The sequence below is a fragment of the Paucidesulfovibrio gracilis DSM 16080 genome (genome assembly GCF_900167125.1).
Taxonomy (GTDB): domain Bacteria; phylum Desulfobacterota; class Desulfovibrionia; order Desulfovibrionales; family Desulfovibrionaceae; genus Paucidesulfovibrio; species Paucidesulfovibrio gracilis.
Window position 1 is genome coordinate 87397 of the sequence record NZ_FUYC01000006.1, and the last position, 17244, is coordinate 104640.

17 protein-coding genes are annotated in these 17244 nt (G+C 60.5%); 1 reads left to right on the top strand and 16 read right to left on the bottom strand.

Annotation, left to right across the window (positions count from 1 at the left end; all coding sequences use genetic code 11):
• Positions 1-224: 224 nt before the first annotated feature.
• The 10 genes from rd to B5D49_RS08400 all read right to left on the bottom strand — a co-directional run bounded on the left by rd (position 225) and on the right by B5D49_RS08400 (position 11139).
• Entirely contained in the window at positions 225-383 is a 159-nt protein-coding gene (gene rd / locus B5D49_RS08355; protein ID WP_078717232.1) for a rubredoxin, read from the bottom strand.
• Positions 384-527: 144 nt separating this feature from the next.
• Positions 528-917, bottom strand: coding sequence for a desulfoferrodoxin (locus tag B5D49_RS08360; RefSeq protein ID WP_078717233.1), 390 nt, complete (start codon positions 915-917; stop codon positions 528-530).
• A gap of 21 nt (positions 918-938) precedes the next feature.
• Positions 939-1511, bottom strand: a complete 573-nt coding sequence (rbr, locus tag B5D49_RS08365) for a rubrerythrin (protein WP_078717234.1) — start codon at positions 1509-1511, stop codon at positions 939-941.
• Positions 1512-1596: 85 nt separating this feature from the next.
• Positions 1597-1995, bottom strand: coding sequence for a Fur family transcriptional regulator (locus B5D49_RS08370; protein WP_078717235.1), 399 nt, complete (start codon positions 1993-1995; stop codon positions 1597-1599).
• Between the two features lie 177 nt (positions 1996-2172).
• A complete protein-coding gene (locus B5D49_RS08375) occupies positions 2173-4191 on the bottom strand; it encodes a methyl-accepting chemotaxis protein (RefSeq protein ID WP_078717236.1) in 2019 nt (672 codons plus the stop codon).
• Positions 4192-4200: 9 nt separating this feature from the next.
• A complete protein-coding gene (locus tag B5D49_RS08380; protein WP_078717237.1) occupies positions 4201-4689 on the bottom strand; it encodes a cytochrome c family protein in 489 nt (162 codons plus the stop codon).
• Between the two features lie 109 nt (positions 4690-4798).
• Positions 4799-7792, bottom strand: a complete 2994-nt coding sequence (locus B5D49_RS08385; protein ID WP_078717238.1) for an AIR synthase-related protein — start codon at positions 7790-7792, stop codon at positions 4799-4801.
• A gap of 29 nt (positions 7793-7821) precedes the next feature.
• Positions 7822-8787 carry a polyprenyl synthetase family protein gene (locus tag B5D49_RS08390; RefSeq protein ID WP_078717292.1) on the bottom strand — a complete coding sequence of 322 codons (966 nt, stop codon included), beginning with the start codon at positions 8785-8787 and terminating at the stop codon, positions 7822-7824.
• 80 nt (positions 8788-8867) lie between these two features.
• A complete protein-coding gene (gene mqnB, locus B5D49_RS08395; RefSeq protein WP_078717239.1) occupies positions 8868-9569 on the bottom strand; it encodes a futalosine hydrolase in 702 nt (233 codons plus the stop codon).
• 256 nt (positions 9570-9825) lie between these two features.
• Positions 9826-11139, bottom strand: a complete 1314-nt coding sequence (locus tag B5D49_RS08400; protein WP_078717293.1) for a nucleotide sugar dehydrogenase — start codon at positions 11137-11139, stop codon at positions 9826-9828.
• A 69-nt stretch (positions 11140-11208) separates the two neighbouring features.
• On the opposite strand from B5D49_RS08400, the gene B5D49_RS08405 reads away from it, so the two are divergent.
• Entirely contained in the window at positions 11209-11406 is a 198-nt protein-coding gene (locus B5D49_RS08405; RefSeq protein ID WP_078717240.1) for a DUF2065 family protein, read from the top strand.
• 37 nt (positions 11407-11443) lie between these two features.
• Here B5D49_RS08405 and B5D49_RS08410 read toward each other — a convergent pair whose 3' ends face one another.
• The 6 genes from B5D49_RS08410 to B5D49_RS08430 all read right to left on the bottom strand — a co-directional run bounded on the left by B5D49_RS08410 (position 11444) and on the right by B5D49_RS08430 (position 17244).
• Positions 11444-12196, bottom strand: a complete 753-nt coding sequence (locus B5D49_RS08410) for a ubiquinone/menaquinone biosynthesis methyltransferase (protein WP_078717241.1) — start codon at positions 12194-12196, stop codon at positions 11444-11446.
• Positions 12197-12198: 2 nt separating this feature from the next.
• A complete protein-coding gene (locus B5D49_RS14955) occupies positions 12199-12366 on the bottom strand; it encodes a hypothetical protein (RefSeq protein WP_200806780.1) in 168 nt (55 codons plus the stop codon).
• 233 nt (positions 12367-12599) lie between these two features.
• Positions 12600-14726, bottom strand: a complete 2127-nt coding sequence (locus tag B5D49_RS08415; protein WP_078717242.1) for a hypothetical protein — start codon at positions 14724-14726, stop codon at positions 12600-12602.
• A 73-nt stretch (positions 14727-14799) separates the two neighbouring features.
• Positions 14800-15177 (bottom strand): cytochrome c3 family protein, encoded by a 378-nt coding sequence (locus B5D49_RS08420; protein ID WP_078717243.1) that lies wholly within the window; start codon positions 15175-15177, stop codon positions 14800-14802.
• Between the two features lie 244 nt (positions 15178-15421).
• The gene (cobJ, locus tag B5D49_RS08425; protein ID WP_200806783.1) at positions 15422-16174 is read right to left on the bottom strand and encodes a precorrin-3B C(17)-methyltransferase; all 753 of its coding nucleotides are present in this window, start codon (positions 16172-16174) and stop codon (positions 15422-15424) included.
• Positions 16138-17244 (bottom strand): cobalt-precorrin 5A hydrolase, encoded by a 1107-nt coding sequence (locus tag B5D49_RS08430; protein ID WP_144019328.1) that lies wholly within the window; start codon positions 17242-17244, stop codon positions 16138-16140. The genes cobJ and B5D49_RS08430 overlap by 37 nt, the downstream gene beginning before the upstream one ends.

A 17244-nucleotide genomic window follows, 5' to 3' on the forward strand; every position in this document is an offset into this window, starting at 1 on the left:
AAAGGAGCCGGCCTTGTGGACCGCTCCTCACAGGCTGTGGCGCATTGGTGTTTCAGGTAGCCCCCGCTAACGTGCCGGTCTCTTTCCGGTACGCGAAGGCGGTGCGCAGTGGTGTAGTGCTTGGCGCGCCCTGCTGTGTTGCATGGAACAGTCTGCATGACGGCGTTGTTGCCCTGCACCAAGCCCAGCCGCCGGCGGCGGGTCAATGCGCTTGGGCCGAAAGATTATTCCACGGGCGAGAACTCGTCCTTGGATGCGCCGCAGATGGGGCAGGTCCAATCATCGGGCAAGTCTTCAAATTTGGTCCCGGGCTGGATGTCGCTATCCGGGTCGCCAGTTTCCGGGTCGTAGACATAGCCGCAAATTTCACAAACATAACGCATGGTATGTGCTCCTGTTCGTCAAACAGTTTTTTTAAGGAGATAAAAAAATGTCCCGGTCTACCGGGTTTGTCAAGGGAGGCATGCAAAAAATAGAAAGAACGCGGAACCGACAGGAGCGCCGGTTCCGCGTGGTTTGGTTTGCTGTTACTTGGTGGCGGCCCAGAGACCGTGGATGTTGCAGTACTCCCGGGCCTTGAGCGGTCCGGAAAGACCGCAGATGCAGAACTCGGCCTCGGGCGTGTCCCCGGGCTTGAGCATCTTGGTCAGCACCACATCACCCACCTGCAGCTCGATCCATTCGATCCAGTGCTTCTCCTCCATGGGGTGGGGGACGCTACCGACCTTGACCACCACCTTGTCGCCATCCTTTTCAATTACCGGGACATGCTTTTCCTTGGCCGCGTCCACGGTGTTTTCGGTCATGAGCTTCATGTTCTCGCCACAGCAGACCAGGTCGCCTTCGCCTTCATGAATGGCGATGACCATGTTGCCGCAGACTTCACATTTGTACACTTCACCGAGTTGGATACCCATTGGATAGCTCCTTTCGTTTGTTTACCAGTTGGTCGCCTTGACCTCAAAATGGGCCTGGGGATGGTCGCAGGCCGGGCAACGGCCCGGGGCCGAGGGACCGGTGTGGTTGTAACCACAGTTGCGACACCGCCAGACCGTGGGTTCGTCTTTTTTGAACACGCGGTCGTTTTCAATGTTGGCGATCAGGGCGCGATAGCGCTCCTCGTGGTAGACTTCGGCCTTGCCGATGTTTTCAAACACGTCGCCGATCTGCTTGAATCCTTCCTCACGCGCAATCTTGGCGAACTCCGGATACATGCTGGAGTGTTCGTGCTTTTCGCCTTCCGCGGCTTCCTTGAGGTTCTCCAGGGTGGAACCGATGATTCCAGCGGGGAAGGAGGCCGTGATCTCCGCTTCGCCGCCTTCCAGGAACTTGTACAGCCGTTTGGCGTGTTCCTTTTCATGGCCGGCGGTTTCCTCAAAGATGTGGGAAATCTGAACGAAGCCTTCTTTTTTGGCCACGCTGGCGTAGTAGGTGTAGCGGTTGCGTGCCTGGGATTCACCGGCGAACGCGGTCAGCAGGTTCTTTTCAGTGCGGGTTCCTTTGATGGACATATACAGACTCCTTGTATTCATGAGGCGGACAGAGTGATCTCTATAGCATATCAGCGAGCGATACGAAACCGGAAGAGAGTGAAAATCAGCAGGTTTTCCGTTGGCAGTCCGGGCAAATGCCCTCGAATTCGATATTGCACTCCTCGATCTCGAAGCCCATGCAGTCCTCCGGGGCGAGCATGGGCGCTTCCAGGTGCACGGGCACGTCGGCCACACGGTGGCAGACCCGGCATCGGATGTGCGCGTGCGGCGTGGCGTTGCCGTCGAACCGTTTTTGCGCTCCTGCCGGGCCTACTTTGCGGGCCAGACCCTGGGAGCAGAGAAATTCAAGATTGCGGTATACGGTACCCAGGCTGATGCGCGGCATGATCTTTCGGACCATATCATAAACTTCATCCGCGGTGGGATGGGTGGTGACCTTCCGCAATTCCTCAAGGATTACTTTCCGCTGTTTGGACAGCCGGAAACGGGTTTGTTCTTCCATATTCGTACCTCTCATCTTTTGTGGGAATAATTCCTAATATTCTTTTGAAACGCTGTCAAGGAATGGCAGCGTTACGTGCCGAAAAAACCGCGTTGTCCCTGGGTCCACCGCCTTTGACAAAAGAAAACGCCCCGGGGCAGCAGGGGCTGATCCGGGGCGTTTGTGCATAGCGCGAGGCTATTTTCGAAACGCAGCCACCATTTCCGTCAGTTGCGTGGCCATGTCCGCCACTTCGCTGATGCGGGCATTGGCCTCCTGAATGCCAGTGGAGACACTTTGGGAAAGGTTGCTTATTTCATTCACATTGTTGTTTATTTCATCGCTTGTGGCGGATTGTTCTTCCGCGGCGGTGGCGATATTGCGAACCATGTCCGCAATCAGGTCGGACTGGCTGACCACCTCGCCAAGCACCTGTCCGGCTTCTTCGGCCATTTCCGAGGTCCGCACCACGCGGCCCTGGTTGTTGCCCATTTCTTTGACCACATCAGCCGTGGACTCCTGAATCAGGGCAACGGCGTCCTCCACCTCCTTGGTGGCGTGCATGGTTTTTTCCGCCAGCTTGCGCACCTCGTCGGCCACGACCGCGAATCCGCGTCCCGCATCCCCGGCCCGGGCCGCTTCAATGGCAGCGTTTAGGGCCAGCAGGTTGGTCTGATCCGCGATGTCGTTGATCACGGCCATGACCTGCCCGATGTTTTGGGCGCGTTGGGTCAGTTCCTGCAAGGTTTCGGCGGTTTCCTGAGTTGTGTGGGCTACGCCGTTGATTTCCTGGACCGTGTTCTGCACCACGCCGCCACCGTCCTGGGCCACCTTGTTGGCACGCTCGGCGGCTTCGGCGGTTTCCGAGGCATTGCGCGCCACTTCCAGCACCGTGGAGTTCATTTCCTCCATGGCTGTGGCCACGCGGCCGGTCTGATCCGCTGTGGAGTCCACGCCCGTAGTGAGGTTGTCCATCTGGCCCAGCAGTTCATCCGAAGCTTTTTTCAGGGACATGGCCGTCCCCGTCACCTCATTGGCAACCTGGAGCAACGCGGCTTGCTGCTGCTCAATGTCGCGCCGGTCGCGTTCTTCCTGCGTCAGGTCGATGAGCACGCCAAGGGCGCCCACAACCTGCTCATTGGCGTCGCGCAGGGGCGACACCTCGAAATGCAGGGGGAACTCCACGCCATCCCCACGCTTGAAGCGCAGGTTCCCGCTGGCGCTCTGGCCGGATTCGATGACTTCCGGGGTCGTGGCCGCTTGCTCGTTGCCATAGAAGATGTCGGAAACCGTCCGGCCCAGTATCTCGCTGTCCTCCTTGCCGAGAATGGCCCGCAAGGGTTCGTTCACGTATTCGAGCCGCGTGTCCCTGTCCGTAACGAACATGGGGACGATGATGCCGGAGAGCACGCTGCGGTTGTATTGGAGTTGGTCCTTGATCTGCTGGACCATCTCGGAAAGGTCATTGCCGAGTCTGCCCAGCTCGTCGTGTCCGGAAACGTGGAATTCAGCGTCCAGGTTTCCTTGACTGACTTGCTCCGTGGCCAGAGCGATGTCTTGAATCTTTCGCACCACGCCATATTTAATGAAGAGCAATAAAATGGTGATCAGGCCGATTCCGCCGAGCAGGGAAATACCTGCGGCGCGGACCTGATTTTTTCGCAGGTTGGCGAATTGCGCGTCCACGTTTTGCGCCACCACCATGCCCCCGAGGATTTGCCGGCTCCGTCCGTGGCAATGGTGACATTCGGGCGCGTTTTGCACGGTGTTGATCTGCACGAATAGCCGCTCCCCGTGCATCTTGATCAGCTTGCCCTCTTCCGTGTCCATATCCAGGCTTTTGCGTACCAGTGCGGCCAGTCCGTCGTGGTTTTCCACGTCGAAGATGCTCTGGCGCACCACGTCGGCATTGGTGGAGTAGGCGATTTCACCACGGTAGTCATACATGTGCACCCGGATGTCGTCGTACCGTGAACCCAGCGCCGCAAACTGGTCCATGGTGCCTTGGTTGTCCCCTCGGGCCATGGGCTTTTCAATGCCGAGCTGAAGCAGGTCCGAGGTCTTGGCCGCGGTTTGGTGCACGTCGTCCACGATCATGTCGTATTCCCAAAAGGAATTGTAGACGAACAAACCAATAAAGGCCGTAAGGATCAGGGCCGAAGTAAGGAACATGACCTTGAGTCCCAGGGAACGGCGGAAAAAGCGCAACAAATCCATGGAGCCTCCCTAGTGCGCCCCGCCGAAGAGCATGGGCTTGAATCCGAAACTGCGGACGCGGTCCGGATTGTGGCAGGTTTCGCAGTCCTTGATGTCCAGATCGCCTTTGATCAGGTCCGGGTCACCGCGTTCCTCGACGTGCAGGCTGCCCGGTCCGTGACAGACTTCGCATCCCGCGTCGGCCATTTCTGGCGTTTTTTCAAAGCTCTCAAACCCGCCGGGCTGACCGTAGCCCGTGGTGTGGCACTGAAAACACTCCTTAAGCTCCGCCGGAGTCAGGTCTTTGGCCATGATCCGCACGGATTCACCGGAATGCGCTTTTTTGGAGAATTGAGAATAGTTTTGGTACTCGGAATCGTGACAGTCGGCGCAGACCTCAGAACCCACAAAAACTGCGGACTCGGAATACGCCCTGGCTGAAAATAGCACCAGGGCGCATACGGTCACCGCCAGTACGCTCCCCAAGCGAACCCAATCGGTGCAATGCTCTTCCTGCATAGATGTCCCCCCGCTCGTATGCCGTAACCCGTTCTGTGAAATTTTGCGCAATCGTACGCATTTTTTGGGTTATGGTAAAGGCCATCCGAGGGAAACCTATCCGGTATTCTTACCAATCCAGTGTAGATTTGAACGCGAGCGCCAAATCCTCGACCTCCTCGGCAAGCAATTGCGTCCCCTGTTGCTGCAGGCGGAGCGGGCCTGTGGTGGTTTCGCCCAGGCAGGCCATGGCCTGGCCCGCAAAAAGCGATTCAAAGTCGTTGCGATGCTCGGGACGGACCGTGACCACCAGTCGGCTGGCGGATTCCGCGTAGAGCAGGGCCGTGGGATTGAGACCGGACGGAGCCGGGGCGTCCGTAAGATCCAGCTCCGCTCCAAGGCGACCGGCCAGGGCCATTTCCGCCAGGGCCACGCCCAGACCGCCGTCCGAGCAGTCGTGGCAGGAGCTGACCAGCCCCTGTTGTGCGGCCTGGAACAGGGACAGGTAGCGCTGCCGGGCGGAAAGCAGGTCCACCTGCGGTACGCGTGCCGAACAAAAGCCCAGCTCGTCAGCCACTTCCGAGGCGCCCAGTTCCGCATCGGTGCGGCCCAGAACGTAGACCAGCTCGCCGGGACGCTTGAAGTCCGAGGTCAGGCATTTGTTCACGTCCGGCAATACGCCGATGACGGAATAGAGCACGGTGGGCGGAATGGAAATCTTGATCCCACCACCCTTGTAGTCGTTTTTCATGGAATCTTTGCCCGAGATGCAAGGGACGCCGAATCCCTGGCAGAAATGGGCCAGAGCTTCGTTGGCCCGGATCAGCTGGGCCAGCTTGTAGCGTCCGTCCGGTGTGGATTCACTCTGGACCGGATCGCACCAGCAGAAGTTGTCCACGCCCGCCATCCAGCGCAGGTCCGCACCCACGGCCACGGCGTTGCGCACGGCTTCGTCAATGGCGTTGGCCATCATCCAATAGGCGTCCAGGTCGGCGTAGCGCGGGCAAATGCCGTGCGAGACCACCAGCCCCTGTTCGGAATTGAGATCGGGCCGGAGCACGCCCGCGTCGGACGGGCCGTCCCCGTGTACGCCCACCAGCGGCTTGACCGCGCTGCGGCCCTGCACCTCGTGGTCGTACTGGCGCACGATGTATTCCTTGGAGCAGATATTCAGGCGGCCGAGCATGCGTTTGAGCAGTTCGCCGTGGTTTTCCACGTCCGGTGCGGGCTGGTCGTCCACGTCCGGCCGCTCCCAACGGGCTTCCAGGCGCATCTGCGGCACGCCGTCGTGCAGGAAATCCATATCCAGGCAGGTCACGATCTTGTCGCCGTAGCGCACAAGATACTTGCCCTTGTCGTCAAAAGTACCCAACGCCGTGGACTCCACGCCCATTTCTTCGGAAAGGGCCAGAAATTCATCCAGCTTTTCCGGCGGCACGGCCATGGTCATGCGTTCCTGGGCCTCGGAAATGAGAATCTCCCAGGGACGCAGGCCATCGTACTTCAGCGGCGCCTTGGCCAGGTCCATGTCAAATCCGCCGCAGTCCTGGGCCATTTCGCCCACGGACGAGGAAAGTCCGCCCGCGCCGTTGTCCGTAATGGCGTTATACAGCCCCAGATCTCTGGCGCGCATGAGGAAATCGTACATGCGGCGCTGGGTGATGGGGTCGCCGATCTGCACGGCCGTGGCCGGGGAACCTTCATGCAGTTCCTCGGACGAGAACGTGGCGCCGTGGATACCGTCCTTGCCGATGCGCCCGCCGGACATGACGATGTAGTCGCCGGGCAAGGCTTTTTTCTCATGGCTGGGGCGTCCGCTCACTGTGGCGGGCATGGTGCCGATGGTGCCGCAGTAGACCAGGGGTTTGCCCAGGTAGCGTTCATCAAAGACCACGGATCCGTTCACCGTGGGGATGCCGGATTTGTTGCCCCCGTGTTCCACGCCTTCGCGCACGCCTTCGAACACACGGCGGGGATGCAGCAGTCTGGGCGGCAACTCACCCTCGTGGAAGGGCGAAGCAAAGCAGAATACGTCCGTATTGCAGAGCAGGTTCGCACCCATGCCCGTACCCATGGGGTCGCGGTTCACGCCCACAATGCCCGTGAGCGCTCCGCCGTAGGGGTCCAGGGCCGAGGGGGAGTTGTGGGTTTCCATCTTCACGCACACGGACAGGTCGTCGGAAAATTTGATCACGCCCGCGTTGTCTTTGAACACGGAGAGGCAATAGTCCCCGTAGGGTCCGTTTTCCGCCTTGGCCTTGCGGATTACCTTGGTGCTGCCCTGGATGTAGGTCTTGAACAGGGAGTTTACCTGCCGGTTCTGGCCGGTCTCCGTGTTTTCGTAGTCGATGAGCGCGGTAAATATTTTGTGCTTGCAGTGCTCGGACCAGGTCTGGGCCAGCACTTCGATTTCCGCGTCCGTCGGCTCCGGGTCCAGTCCCATGGCCTTGCGCTCGGCGCGCACGTCCGGGTCGGCGTAGTAGTCGCGGATGCAGTGCATCTCCTCCAGGGAGAGGGCCAGAGTGTTGGAGCGGCTAAAGGCCGTAAGTTCCTGGTCGCTCATGCTGGAAAGGGGGATGATCGCCACTTCGTCCGAGGACTCGCCCGTAACCTGCGCGGCACGGGCTTCAAAGCCGGGGGCTGCGGCCCATTGCGCGGCGGACTTGTAGTCGAACCGTTGGATCAGTTCGTTGGCCAGCAGGTCGCGGGCAATGCGCTCCACGCGCTCCTGTTCGGCCACACCGTGAAAAAGATATTGGCGCGACGTGTAGACCTTGACCCGTTCCCTGTTCTGCCCCTGGAGTCCCAGCACCAGGGCCAGGGTTTCCTGGGCGGTGCGGCCCTCGTTATCCGTGACGCCCGGGCGAAAGCCCACTTCCACGATCCAGTCGAACCCCGAGGCCAGTGGCTGGAGAGAAATTTCATGCAGCACCGGATCATGCAATGCGCCCGCGTCCAGCACCGTGCGGAGTTGGGCTTCATCCAGCCCGTCCACGGTATAGACGTGGATCATACGCACCTGATCAACGTCCATTCCCAGTTCCTGGCGCACCTTGCGCGCGACCTTTTCTCCCTGCACGTCACGGACGTGCCGCTTGAGTCCCACTTCCACCCGGAACAGCATGGTTACTCCCAAAAGGTTTTTCGTACGTGTTATTTTTTGCGAGAAAGCACGAAATCCGCTGCCTGGGAAAGCACTTTCCTTTCCAGGCAGTCCGGCAGCCCGTTCAGGGCGGCCTTGGCTTCGTCAATGTAGCGGGCCGCGGTCTCGCGGGTGCGGTTGGCGTAGTCGCCCTCGCGCACCATGTCCAGCACACGTTGCTGCCCGGCTTCGTCCAGTTCATGGTTGCGGATGTCGGCCAGCAGTTTGGCGGCTTCATCCTCGCCGATATCCTCAAAAAGATGGATCAGGGGAAGGGTGACCTTGCCTTCGCGCAAGTCCCCGCCTTCGGGCTTGCCCATGGTGTCGGAAGGCGAGACATAGTCCAGGGCGTCGTCCACCAATTGGAAGGCGATGCCCAGGTTCAGGCCGTAGGCTCCAGCCACGTCCTCCAGCTCCCGGTCCGGGGTGGCCACGGCCGCGCCGCAACGGCAGGCGGTTTCAATGAGTCGGGCGGTTTTGCCGATGATGACCCGCATGTATCGTTCGCGGTCCACCACGGGTTCGTCCAGACCCGCCATCTCCAAAATTTCCCCTTCGGCCGTGGCCATGATGCCTTCGGCAAGGAGCAGATTCACCCGGGGGATGTCGTACTGCGCGCCCAGGCGGTTGGCCAGGGCCAGGAGCACGTCTCCGGCCAGCACGGACTGCGTGGTGCCGAAGGATACATGCGCAGCCGGGCGGCCTCTGCGGAGCGTGGCGTCGTCCAGAATGTCGTCATGGATGAGCGTTGCCGAGTGGAGCATCTCCAAAGAGCAGGCCAAGGGCATGACATCGCCGTCAAAGCCCAGGGTGCGTGCCGTGCAGATGGTCATCACGGGGCGAATCCGTTTGCCCGGTCCCAGCAACACGTGCCGGGAGACCTCCCGCACCAGCCCGTCGAGCTTGGCGGTTTCCGTATCAAGAAAGGAATTTACTCCGGGCAGTTCGGAGTCGAAGTAGGCGAAAAGTTGCTTCATGTCCTGTCGCATTGCTGTGGTTCTGGCTGATGCCGGGAAATCAGAAGACTACCCGCGCCCGCCTTGGAAATCCAGCGCTTTCAGCCCGTCAATTGCGCCACGGTGTGGCCCAGGGCGGCAAGTGCTCCGCATATGTCCCAATCCTCGTTGCGACGCGATCCTACTTTGTTGGAAACGCAGCGCAATTCCAAAAACGGTAGCCCCGCGCATAAACAGCCGTAGGCCAGGGCGAATCCTTCCATGTTTTCCAGGTCCGCCGCATAGGTGCGTCGGAGCATGGCGGCCCGCTCCGAGGTCGTGGTCACACTGGAAACGCTCAAACTGGCGGCCTGCGGCCATTCGTCGTCCAAATGAAGACCCATGGCAAGCGCGGCCTCGTTCACGTCCAGGTCGATTCTGTCCCAGACCGCACCGCCGTCAGTGCCCACGTTGGAGTGTTGCGCAAAACCCAATCCTCTCGCGTCCGCCCCTTTTGGGGTCCATAGTCCGTATTCCGGCCAAATTTCACGGCGAACCAGCACGGCTTGCCGCAACGGGAGCATAACGGGATCAAACGAACCTGCAACCCCGATGTTAATCACCCCCGAAAGGTCCGGCAGGGAAACAGCCCGGCCCAAGGACCAAGCCGCATTGACCAGCCCCACGCCCGAAACCAAAAGATGCGCGTCCCGCCCGGCCACGGCATGGCCCACGGGAACACCCTGGGGGCAGTCCGGGAGCGGGCCGAAATCGCGCAACGCGGCCGAAAGCTCTTGGGACGTGGCAGCGGTGAATAAAAGCATGCGCTGGTCTCTCTTCCCCCAAAATCTTTATCTGTCCCAGGCCATTGGCCTGTCGCGGGCCACCACCATGTTTTCGCCGTACGCAACATCGAAAAGTATCCCTTCCCTTCGTGCGGTTCGACCAGTCCGCTCCGCAGAGGTCTGGCCGGACCCTGACCCCGGCCGCGCCTAGTGCGGGACCGGGAAAAGGGATTTCAAAGGGCCGTGGACCCTTTGGCCGCCGCAGGCTTTTCCCCGTGGGGAATGAGCAGAATTGTTAGAGCCGCCAGTGCAAAAATCCGTGTTCTTTCAGTTCCTCGGGATCAAAGAATCCTTTCACGTCGATGATGATCGGCTGCTTCTGGTCCCGGAACCAGGATTTGATTTCCTGCAATTCCAGCTCGCGATAGGCGTCGTGGCTGACGCAGAGTACGAGGCAGTCCAGGTCGCGAAGCTCTTCCAGTTCCGAAAGATCAATGTCGTATTCGCGTTTGGCTTCGTCATGGTCGGCCATGGCGTCGTGGACGAGCATCCGGGCGCCGTATTCCTCGAACTCATGGACGATGTCCACGGCTTTGGTATTGCGCAGGTCGGGTACGTTTTCCTTAAAGGTGAGTCCGAGCATGCCGATGCGCGCATTTTTGATCTTTTTATCCGCGTTGATGAGCCATTTGATGGCGTTTTCCACGATGAATTTGCCCATGGTGTCGTTGATGCGCCGTCCAGCCAGGATGAGCTGGGGGTGCAGGCCCAGGGCTTGGGCCTTGAAGGTCAGGTAGTATGGGTCCACGCCGATGCAGTGGCCGCCCACCAGCCCGGGCCGAAACGGAAGGAAGTTCCATTTGGTGCCGGCAGCCTCGAGCACGTTCAGGGTATCAATGCCCATGCGGTCAAAGATGGTGGCCAGTTCGTTCATGAGCGCGATATTCAGGTCGCGCTGGGTGTTTTCAATGACTTTGGCGGCTTCGGCGGTCTTGATGTCTGCGGCGCGGTAGACGCCTGCCGTGACCACGCTTCCATAGAGTTCGGCGAGCAGATCGGTGGAGGCGTCGTTTTGGCCGGCAACCACTTTGACGATGGTCTGCAAGGTGTGCTCGCGGTCGCCGGGGTTGATGCGTTCCGGCGAATAGCCCACAAAAAAGTCCTTGCCGCAGGTAAGGCCGGAATGTTCTTCCAGCAGAGGCACGCAGATGTCTTCGGTGAGACCGGGGTAGACCGTGGATTCGTAGACCACCACGGTACCGGGCTGAAGGTGCTGCCCCACGGTGGTGCTGGAGCCGCGCACGGGGCGCAGGTCCGGGCTGCGATGGTCGTCAATGGGCGTGGGTACGGCCACGATGATGACGCGGGCTTCGGCCAGATCCTCGGCCTGATGCGAGTAGCGTACTGTGGCGGATTGCAGGTCGTGCGGCAGCACTTCGTTGGTGCGGTCTTTGCCGTCCTGTAGTTCGCGGATGCGCTGCTCGCAGATGTCGAAGCCGATTACGTCGAAATGTCGGGACAGGGCCACGGCCAGGGGCAGGCCGACGTAGCCCAGGCCGACCACGGCAATGGGCGCTTTCCGGGCTTTGAGTTCGTCAAAGGTGATCAAGGATGCCATGAGGGTGACTCCGGGTTATTGCGGATGGACAATCTGGCTCGGCCCGATTAGGGTTTGACCATGCATATGGATTGGCAATTTCTTTTGGCAGCGTTGGGGCTGGCCCTGGCATTGGAGGGCGCGGCCTATTTTCTCCTGGCCGAGCGACTGCCCCGCATGCTGGCCTTGCTCGCGGAGCAGGGACCGGGACTGTTGCGCGGCATGGGCCTGGCGGCCATGGTGCTCGGACTGCTGACGGTCTATCTTGTGCGGGCATGAGCCGCACGGCCATGCAGGGCTGGTGCGGAACATGGTGTTACTCGGTGGTGGCCGCTTTTTCCGCCACGTGAAGGAACACGATGCCCGAGCACAGCGGCAGGTGCGTGACCCGCGCAAAGCCTGCGTCGATCATTTCCTGTTCCAGGGTGCGTTCGTCCGGGAAGGCGCGGATGGTATCCGCCAGATAGCGGTACGCGGCCGCGTCGCCTGAGATGAGCCGACCAATGCCGGGCAGCACCCGGTTGAGATAAAAATTGTAGAGTCCTTTCCAGACCCTCCGGCTTCCGGTTCCGAATTCCAGTACGCAAAACCGCGCTCCGGGCTTGAGCACGCGCAAGACTTCGCCGTAGGCTTCGGCCCGGGGTTTGATGTTGCGAATGCCAAAGGCGATGGTGGCGCCGTCCACGCTGTTTGCAGGCAGCGGCAGCCGTCGTCCGTCGGCCTGGACCGGATGGATGCGGCCCGTACGGGAGCCTTTGATTTTTTTTTCGGTGCCGCGTGCCAGCATGGGCAGGGCAAAGTCCAGGGAAAGGATGCTGTTTTCCGGGTAGCGGCGCAAAAGTTCCGTGGATACGTCCAGGGTTCCGGCAGCCAGGTCCAGAATGGGACCGTCGCCCACGGGCCTGACGAGCCGGGCCAGCCGGTAACGCCAGACGTAATCCTGCCCGAGGCTGAGCACATGGTTGAGCAGATCATACCATGGAGCGATGCGGCCGAACATGTCGGCCACCTTGCGGCCATGAGACGATTCCTCCCCGTTTTGTGGGGGGTAAGCGCGGGTCTGGTCCATGGTCAGGATTGCTCTTGTTCGTCGTCGTACTGGTCCACTGTCCGGCGTACCGCGTTGTAAATTTCTTCAAAATGCTCGCCGAAATTTCCCGGTGAGATGCGTCCCACCTCGATGAACTTGATGACCACTTCTTTGGCCACTTGCAGCACATTCTTGTCGAGTTTTTCCATGTCGCCTCCGTGGGGTCGGGTTGGAAAACCCGCCCGGTGGGAAATGGTCCTGACCGAAGTGATCAAGAGCGCCGGGCGGGAAAAGCAGAAAGGAACCGAAAGGCCCCTTCCATGTTTTGGGGCTTCGTATCATGAGCCGCCCTGTTTCGTCGAGCGTTGGGAAGGGCGGTAAAAAGGCGCCCGCCGGGAGGTCCGGGGACGCCTGAAACAGCATGATGTCGTGCCGGAGCGGGCTATTCGCCCAGCTCCTCGGCCAGAGCCTGAATTTCTTCACGGATGATGCGGGCCGCCTCTTGAGGCACGGTTTTGGCCACTTCATCGCGGATCATTTTTTCAATGGTGGCAAGGCGCTGTTCCAGAGCCTCAAAGCGTTGCAGCAATTGAGGATCCGGTCCGGGCGCGGTCTGGGGCTGACGCGACTCCGCATTGATTTCCCCCAGGAGATTGTTCACATTCACGGAAGGCGGAGTGGGCGCGGGGCGCTGGTCCCCGGTCAGCACAACGGCCATGTCCGTGTTCAGGGGCGGTTCGGTGGCGGAACGTGCCGAATCTCCTTTGGAAGCAGCTTCGGAGACGTTCAGGTCGTCGAAATCGTCCAGGGCGGCCAGGTCGTCCAATTCGTCCAAGCCATCCAGATCATCGAGATCATCGTCCAGGGGCGGAAGGTCGTCATCCAGGTCGGAGACGTCGATGTCAACGCCATCAAGCAAGGACTCCACATCTTCCACTTCGTCGGCGTCGGAAAGATCGTCAGAAAGTTCGAAATCCGGTTCCGTAATGGGGGCTTCCGGGGAAGCCGGGGCTTGTTCGGCCGGTTCCGGGGTTTTGTCCTGCGGATCAGGCAGGGTGTCACCCATGTCTTCCACGGCTTCCTGAGCCTCATCCAGGGTCGCGTCCAAGAGCATTTCCACATCCAGATCGTCAGCGGAAAGGGACTCGACCGCGTCCGTGGGAGTCGGGGAAGTGATTGGTTCTGTGGGATGAACCTCGGGCGGCTCTGAAGAAGGGGCACGGGGTTGGGCTTTAGCGGGCTTTGGCTCGCTCGGCTCCTGGGCTGCTGCGGCTTTGGGCTGTTCCGGTTCGAGTTGTTCTGGCTCGAGTTGTTCCGGCTCGGGCGTTGCCGCCGCATCCTCGGTGGTGTCCGGCATGGCGTCCAGGTCCAGCGGGTCTCCTGAACCGTCATCCAGGTCCACGGAAAGATCCTCGTCCAGGCCGTCGTCCAGATCGCTCATCAATTCGGCCAAGGCATCGGAATCCTGTTCGGCATGGGCCGTGGTGTCGGTTTCCGGTCCGGTCTCTGTCATGGAGTCCAGATCGAAATCCAGGTCCATGTCCAGGTCGTCGGATTGTGGTGCATCGGCTGGAGCGGACTGCGGCGCAGCCTGCACCTCGGGAGTTTCCGGTTCGGCTGGCTGCGGCGCTTCGGACACGGCGGCAGCTTCGGGTGCCTCTTCGTCATCTTCCATCAGGAGCAGGTCGTCCAACTCCAAAATTTCTTCATCCTCGCCCACCGCGTCATCCGAAAGTTCGACGGCCGAGGGTTCTGCGGAGCCTGTTTGCTCTTCCGGTTCTCCGGGTTCGTCAAGCAGGTCGTCCAGATCCAGTTCTGAAAGATCATCCTCTGCAGCCTGGGAAGGCACGTCTTCCGTGTCGTCGTCGGCCAGCAATACCTCGTCCAACAGCAGGTCCACATCATCGGCGGGTTCGTCGGAGCCGGAAGATGCGGGCGTTTCGTCCGCCATGGGCTGATTGTCCGCGCTGTCCGTTTCGAGCAGGTCGTCCAGGAGCAGTTGATCCTCGTCGTCCTCCAAGGGGGCGGAAGCAGCGGCAGGGGAGCCATGGTCTGGCGAATCGGAATCTTCGGAGAGAGGCTCGGCGTCCGGGGGCTGTGTGAACGCTTCTTCCAGCAGCAGCGGTTCGTCGTCCGATTCAAGGGCATCGTCCAGAAGCAGGGCGTCGTCGGTTGGGTCGGATTCTTCGTCCCCGTCGAGCATGTCGTCGAGGATCAGGGGGATGTCGTCATCCTGCTTGGTGGTTTGCCCCTGCACGTCTTCGGGGAGCAAGTCGTTGTCCTGATCGCCGTCGGCGATCATGTCGTCCAGAATCAAGGGAGCGTCGTCTTCGGATTCGGACTCGTCCACGGAAGAAACCAGATCCGGGAGTTCGTCCTCGGTGGGCGGAGCCAGTTGGTCGTCGTCCGCAGCCAGATCTTCCGAAAAGAGTTCCTCAAGCTCCTGCTCAAAGGTCATGTCCACACTGGCGGCGTCCAGTCCGTCGGAATGCTCTTCCGCGTCCTCCACCAGTTCGGACAATTCCAAAATGTCATCGGGTGACGAATGACCAGGAGTCGCCGGGGGCATACGCTATCCCTCTGATAAAACGTGGTTGAAAAAAAAGGGGGCTTATCAGCCCCCTTGTACTCTTCAGGCCGTACTACTTAGTGTGGCAATCGTTGCACTTGGTCGGGCCTTGCTTCATGGCCTTGTGGCAGCCGACGCAGGAGTGCTTGCTCTTCCGCGCATGCCAAGCGCTGTCGAAAGAATCGGGATTGCGCTTGTTTTCGCGGCTGATGTCGCTGTGACAGTTGGTGCACTTCATGTCGTCGCTCTCACCCATCTTGTGGTGACAGTCTTCGCACTTCAAATCGCCATGCACGCTGTGCGAGAACATCAGCGGGGCATACTTCATCTTGTCGCCGGGGAACTTGATCTCGACATCCTCGGCCGGGGCATCGGCAGCCACGGCGATGGACAGCGTGAAGGCACCCATGAGGGCGACAGCCAAAAGTGTGATGAACAGAGTCCGTTTCATTCTCCTATCTCCTCCTTTTCAACGATGAAAACCGTTACACTCTTCGAATGCCAGCGTTACTCCGAAGCATGGTCCCGTGTCAAGCGGAGGAGCGGTTTTCGAACGGCTCGTACCCGCACTATTATTGACTTTAACAGGTATTGGAGAAGAATGTCCAGCGTGTTGGGACACAAAGAAGCACTCGCATGAATATCAGGGGGCGTTACGGGATGTTCCCTCGCTTACTGTCTTGAATTTATATGTTTTATTTCCGTTCATCCACAAGGCTGTATTTCCCGGCATAGCCGCGGGGCGTGAGCATGCGCCCCCCTGAAACGCGGGTGGCGGAATTGCCCACGAGAACAACGGTCTGCATATCCACATCCTCGGGGTGAATCGCGTCCAGCGTGGTCACGGCAACGCTCTGGCCCGGACGCATGGCCCGGCTCACGATGCCCACGGGCGTATTCGGATTGCGGTGGCGGGCAATGAGTTCCAGCGCCCGGGGCAGATGTGCTGTGCGGCGCTTGGAGCGCGGGTTATACAGGGCAATGACGAAATCCGCGCTGGCCGCTGCTTCCACCCGCCGTTCAATGAGCGGCCAGGGCGTGAGCAGATCCGAGAGGCTCACCGAGGCAAAGTCGTGCATCAAGGGCGCGCCCAGCAGGGCCGCAGCCGCACAGAGGGCCGGAACACCGGGCAGCACCTCCAGGCGTACCGAGTCCAGGGCGTTGCGCGTTTCCAGCAGTTCCAGCACCAACCCGGCCATGGCGTACACGCCCGGATCACCGCTGGAGACCACCACGGTTTCCCGGCCGGCCAGCGCGGCATCCACGGCCCGGCCAGCGCGTTCCACTTCGCCGGTCATGCCCGTGGAAATCACTTGCTTGCCTTCAAGCAATTCCGGCTCCAGCAGGCGGATATAGCCTTTGTAGCCCACAATGGTCTCGGCCCGGGCCAGGGCGTTGCACACGGCCGGAGTCAGGTGGTCCGGGTTTCCGGGACCGAGTCCGGCCACGACGAGACCGCCACCGCCAGCGTGATGCGGTTGTTGTGGCGCTTGGGCAGAATCAGAGGACCGTTGTTCGCGCTCAGAATCGCGGCGGCTTCGCATACTGAAGGAACCCCCATATGCTGTTGTACCAGGGCGGAGGGGGTGGGCGTGGTCACACGGCTCAACCGGTCCGCTGGATAAAATTGTAGAGAAAGGCCGAGTGTGTCGGCGGCTTGCAGCAGCCCTGGCTCATCGGCTTTGGCTTCGATGCTGGAAAGGTCGGCCAGCGCCGGAATCGCAAGGCCGTGCTCCTGTACCGTGGTACGAAGGAACGTCAATATTTCCTGGGCGGACGTTCCCCGGCGGCAGCCCAGCCCGGCGTGCAGGCAGGGCGGATGCAGGGCAAAGGCGTTTTGCGGGGGCGTTGTCCAGTGAATCCATACCCCTGGAACATTTGGGTTCCATGCCTCGGGCGTGCGGCAGGGGTGAAACCAATGGGACAGGGGACGCGTCCCCTGCTTGTGGCGGGAAAAAATATCCAGGGGATCGTACAGTTGCGGGGCTTCGCCTTCCAGCAACAGGGCGTTGACCGCTTTGATGCAGGGGATGTTGGAGGCACGAAGTTCCAGTTTCCGGGCCAGGTCATCCGGGGCGGGCAGTCCGGCGCAGTCCGTCCCCGTGGTGATCACGGCTTGCGCCCCGGTGAATTCGGCAATGCGCCGGGTCAGGGCATTGGCTCCGCCCAGATGCCCGGAAAGCAGACTGACGCAGTGTTTCCCGTTCTGGTCCAGCACCACCACGGCCGGGTCCGTGGCCTTGCTTCGAACATGGGGAGCAATGGCGCGCACCGCGATGCCCGTGGCGCCGATGAACACATGGGCCGTGCGGGTGTGAAAAATCCGCTGCATGCATTCGTCCAGAGCGTCGAAGGTCTGCACCATGTCCAGGGCGGACGTGTCGGCATGGGCAGCCAGCCGTTGCGGCACCCACAGCTCCGCCTTCAAGAACCGGGCGAGTTCAAGGCCCAGGGGCATCCCAAGGCGGCTGAAGGCAAGGATCGCCGTGGAGGGTGGATTGGCAGCGGGTTCGGGCAT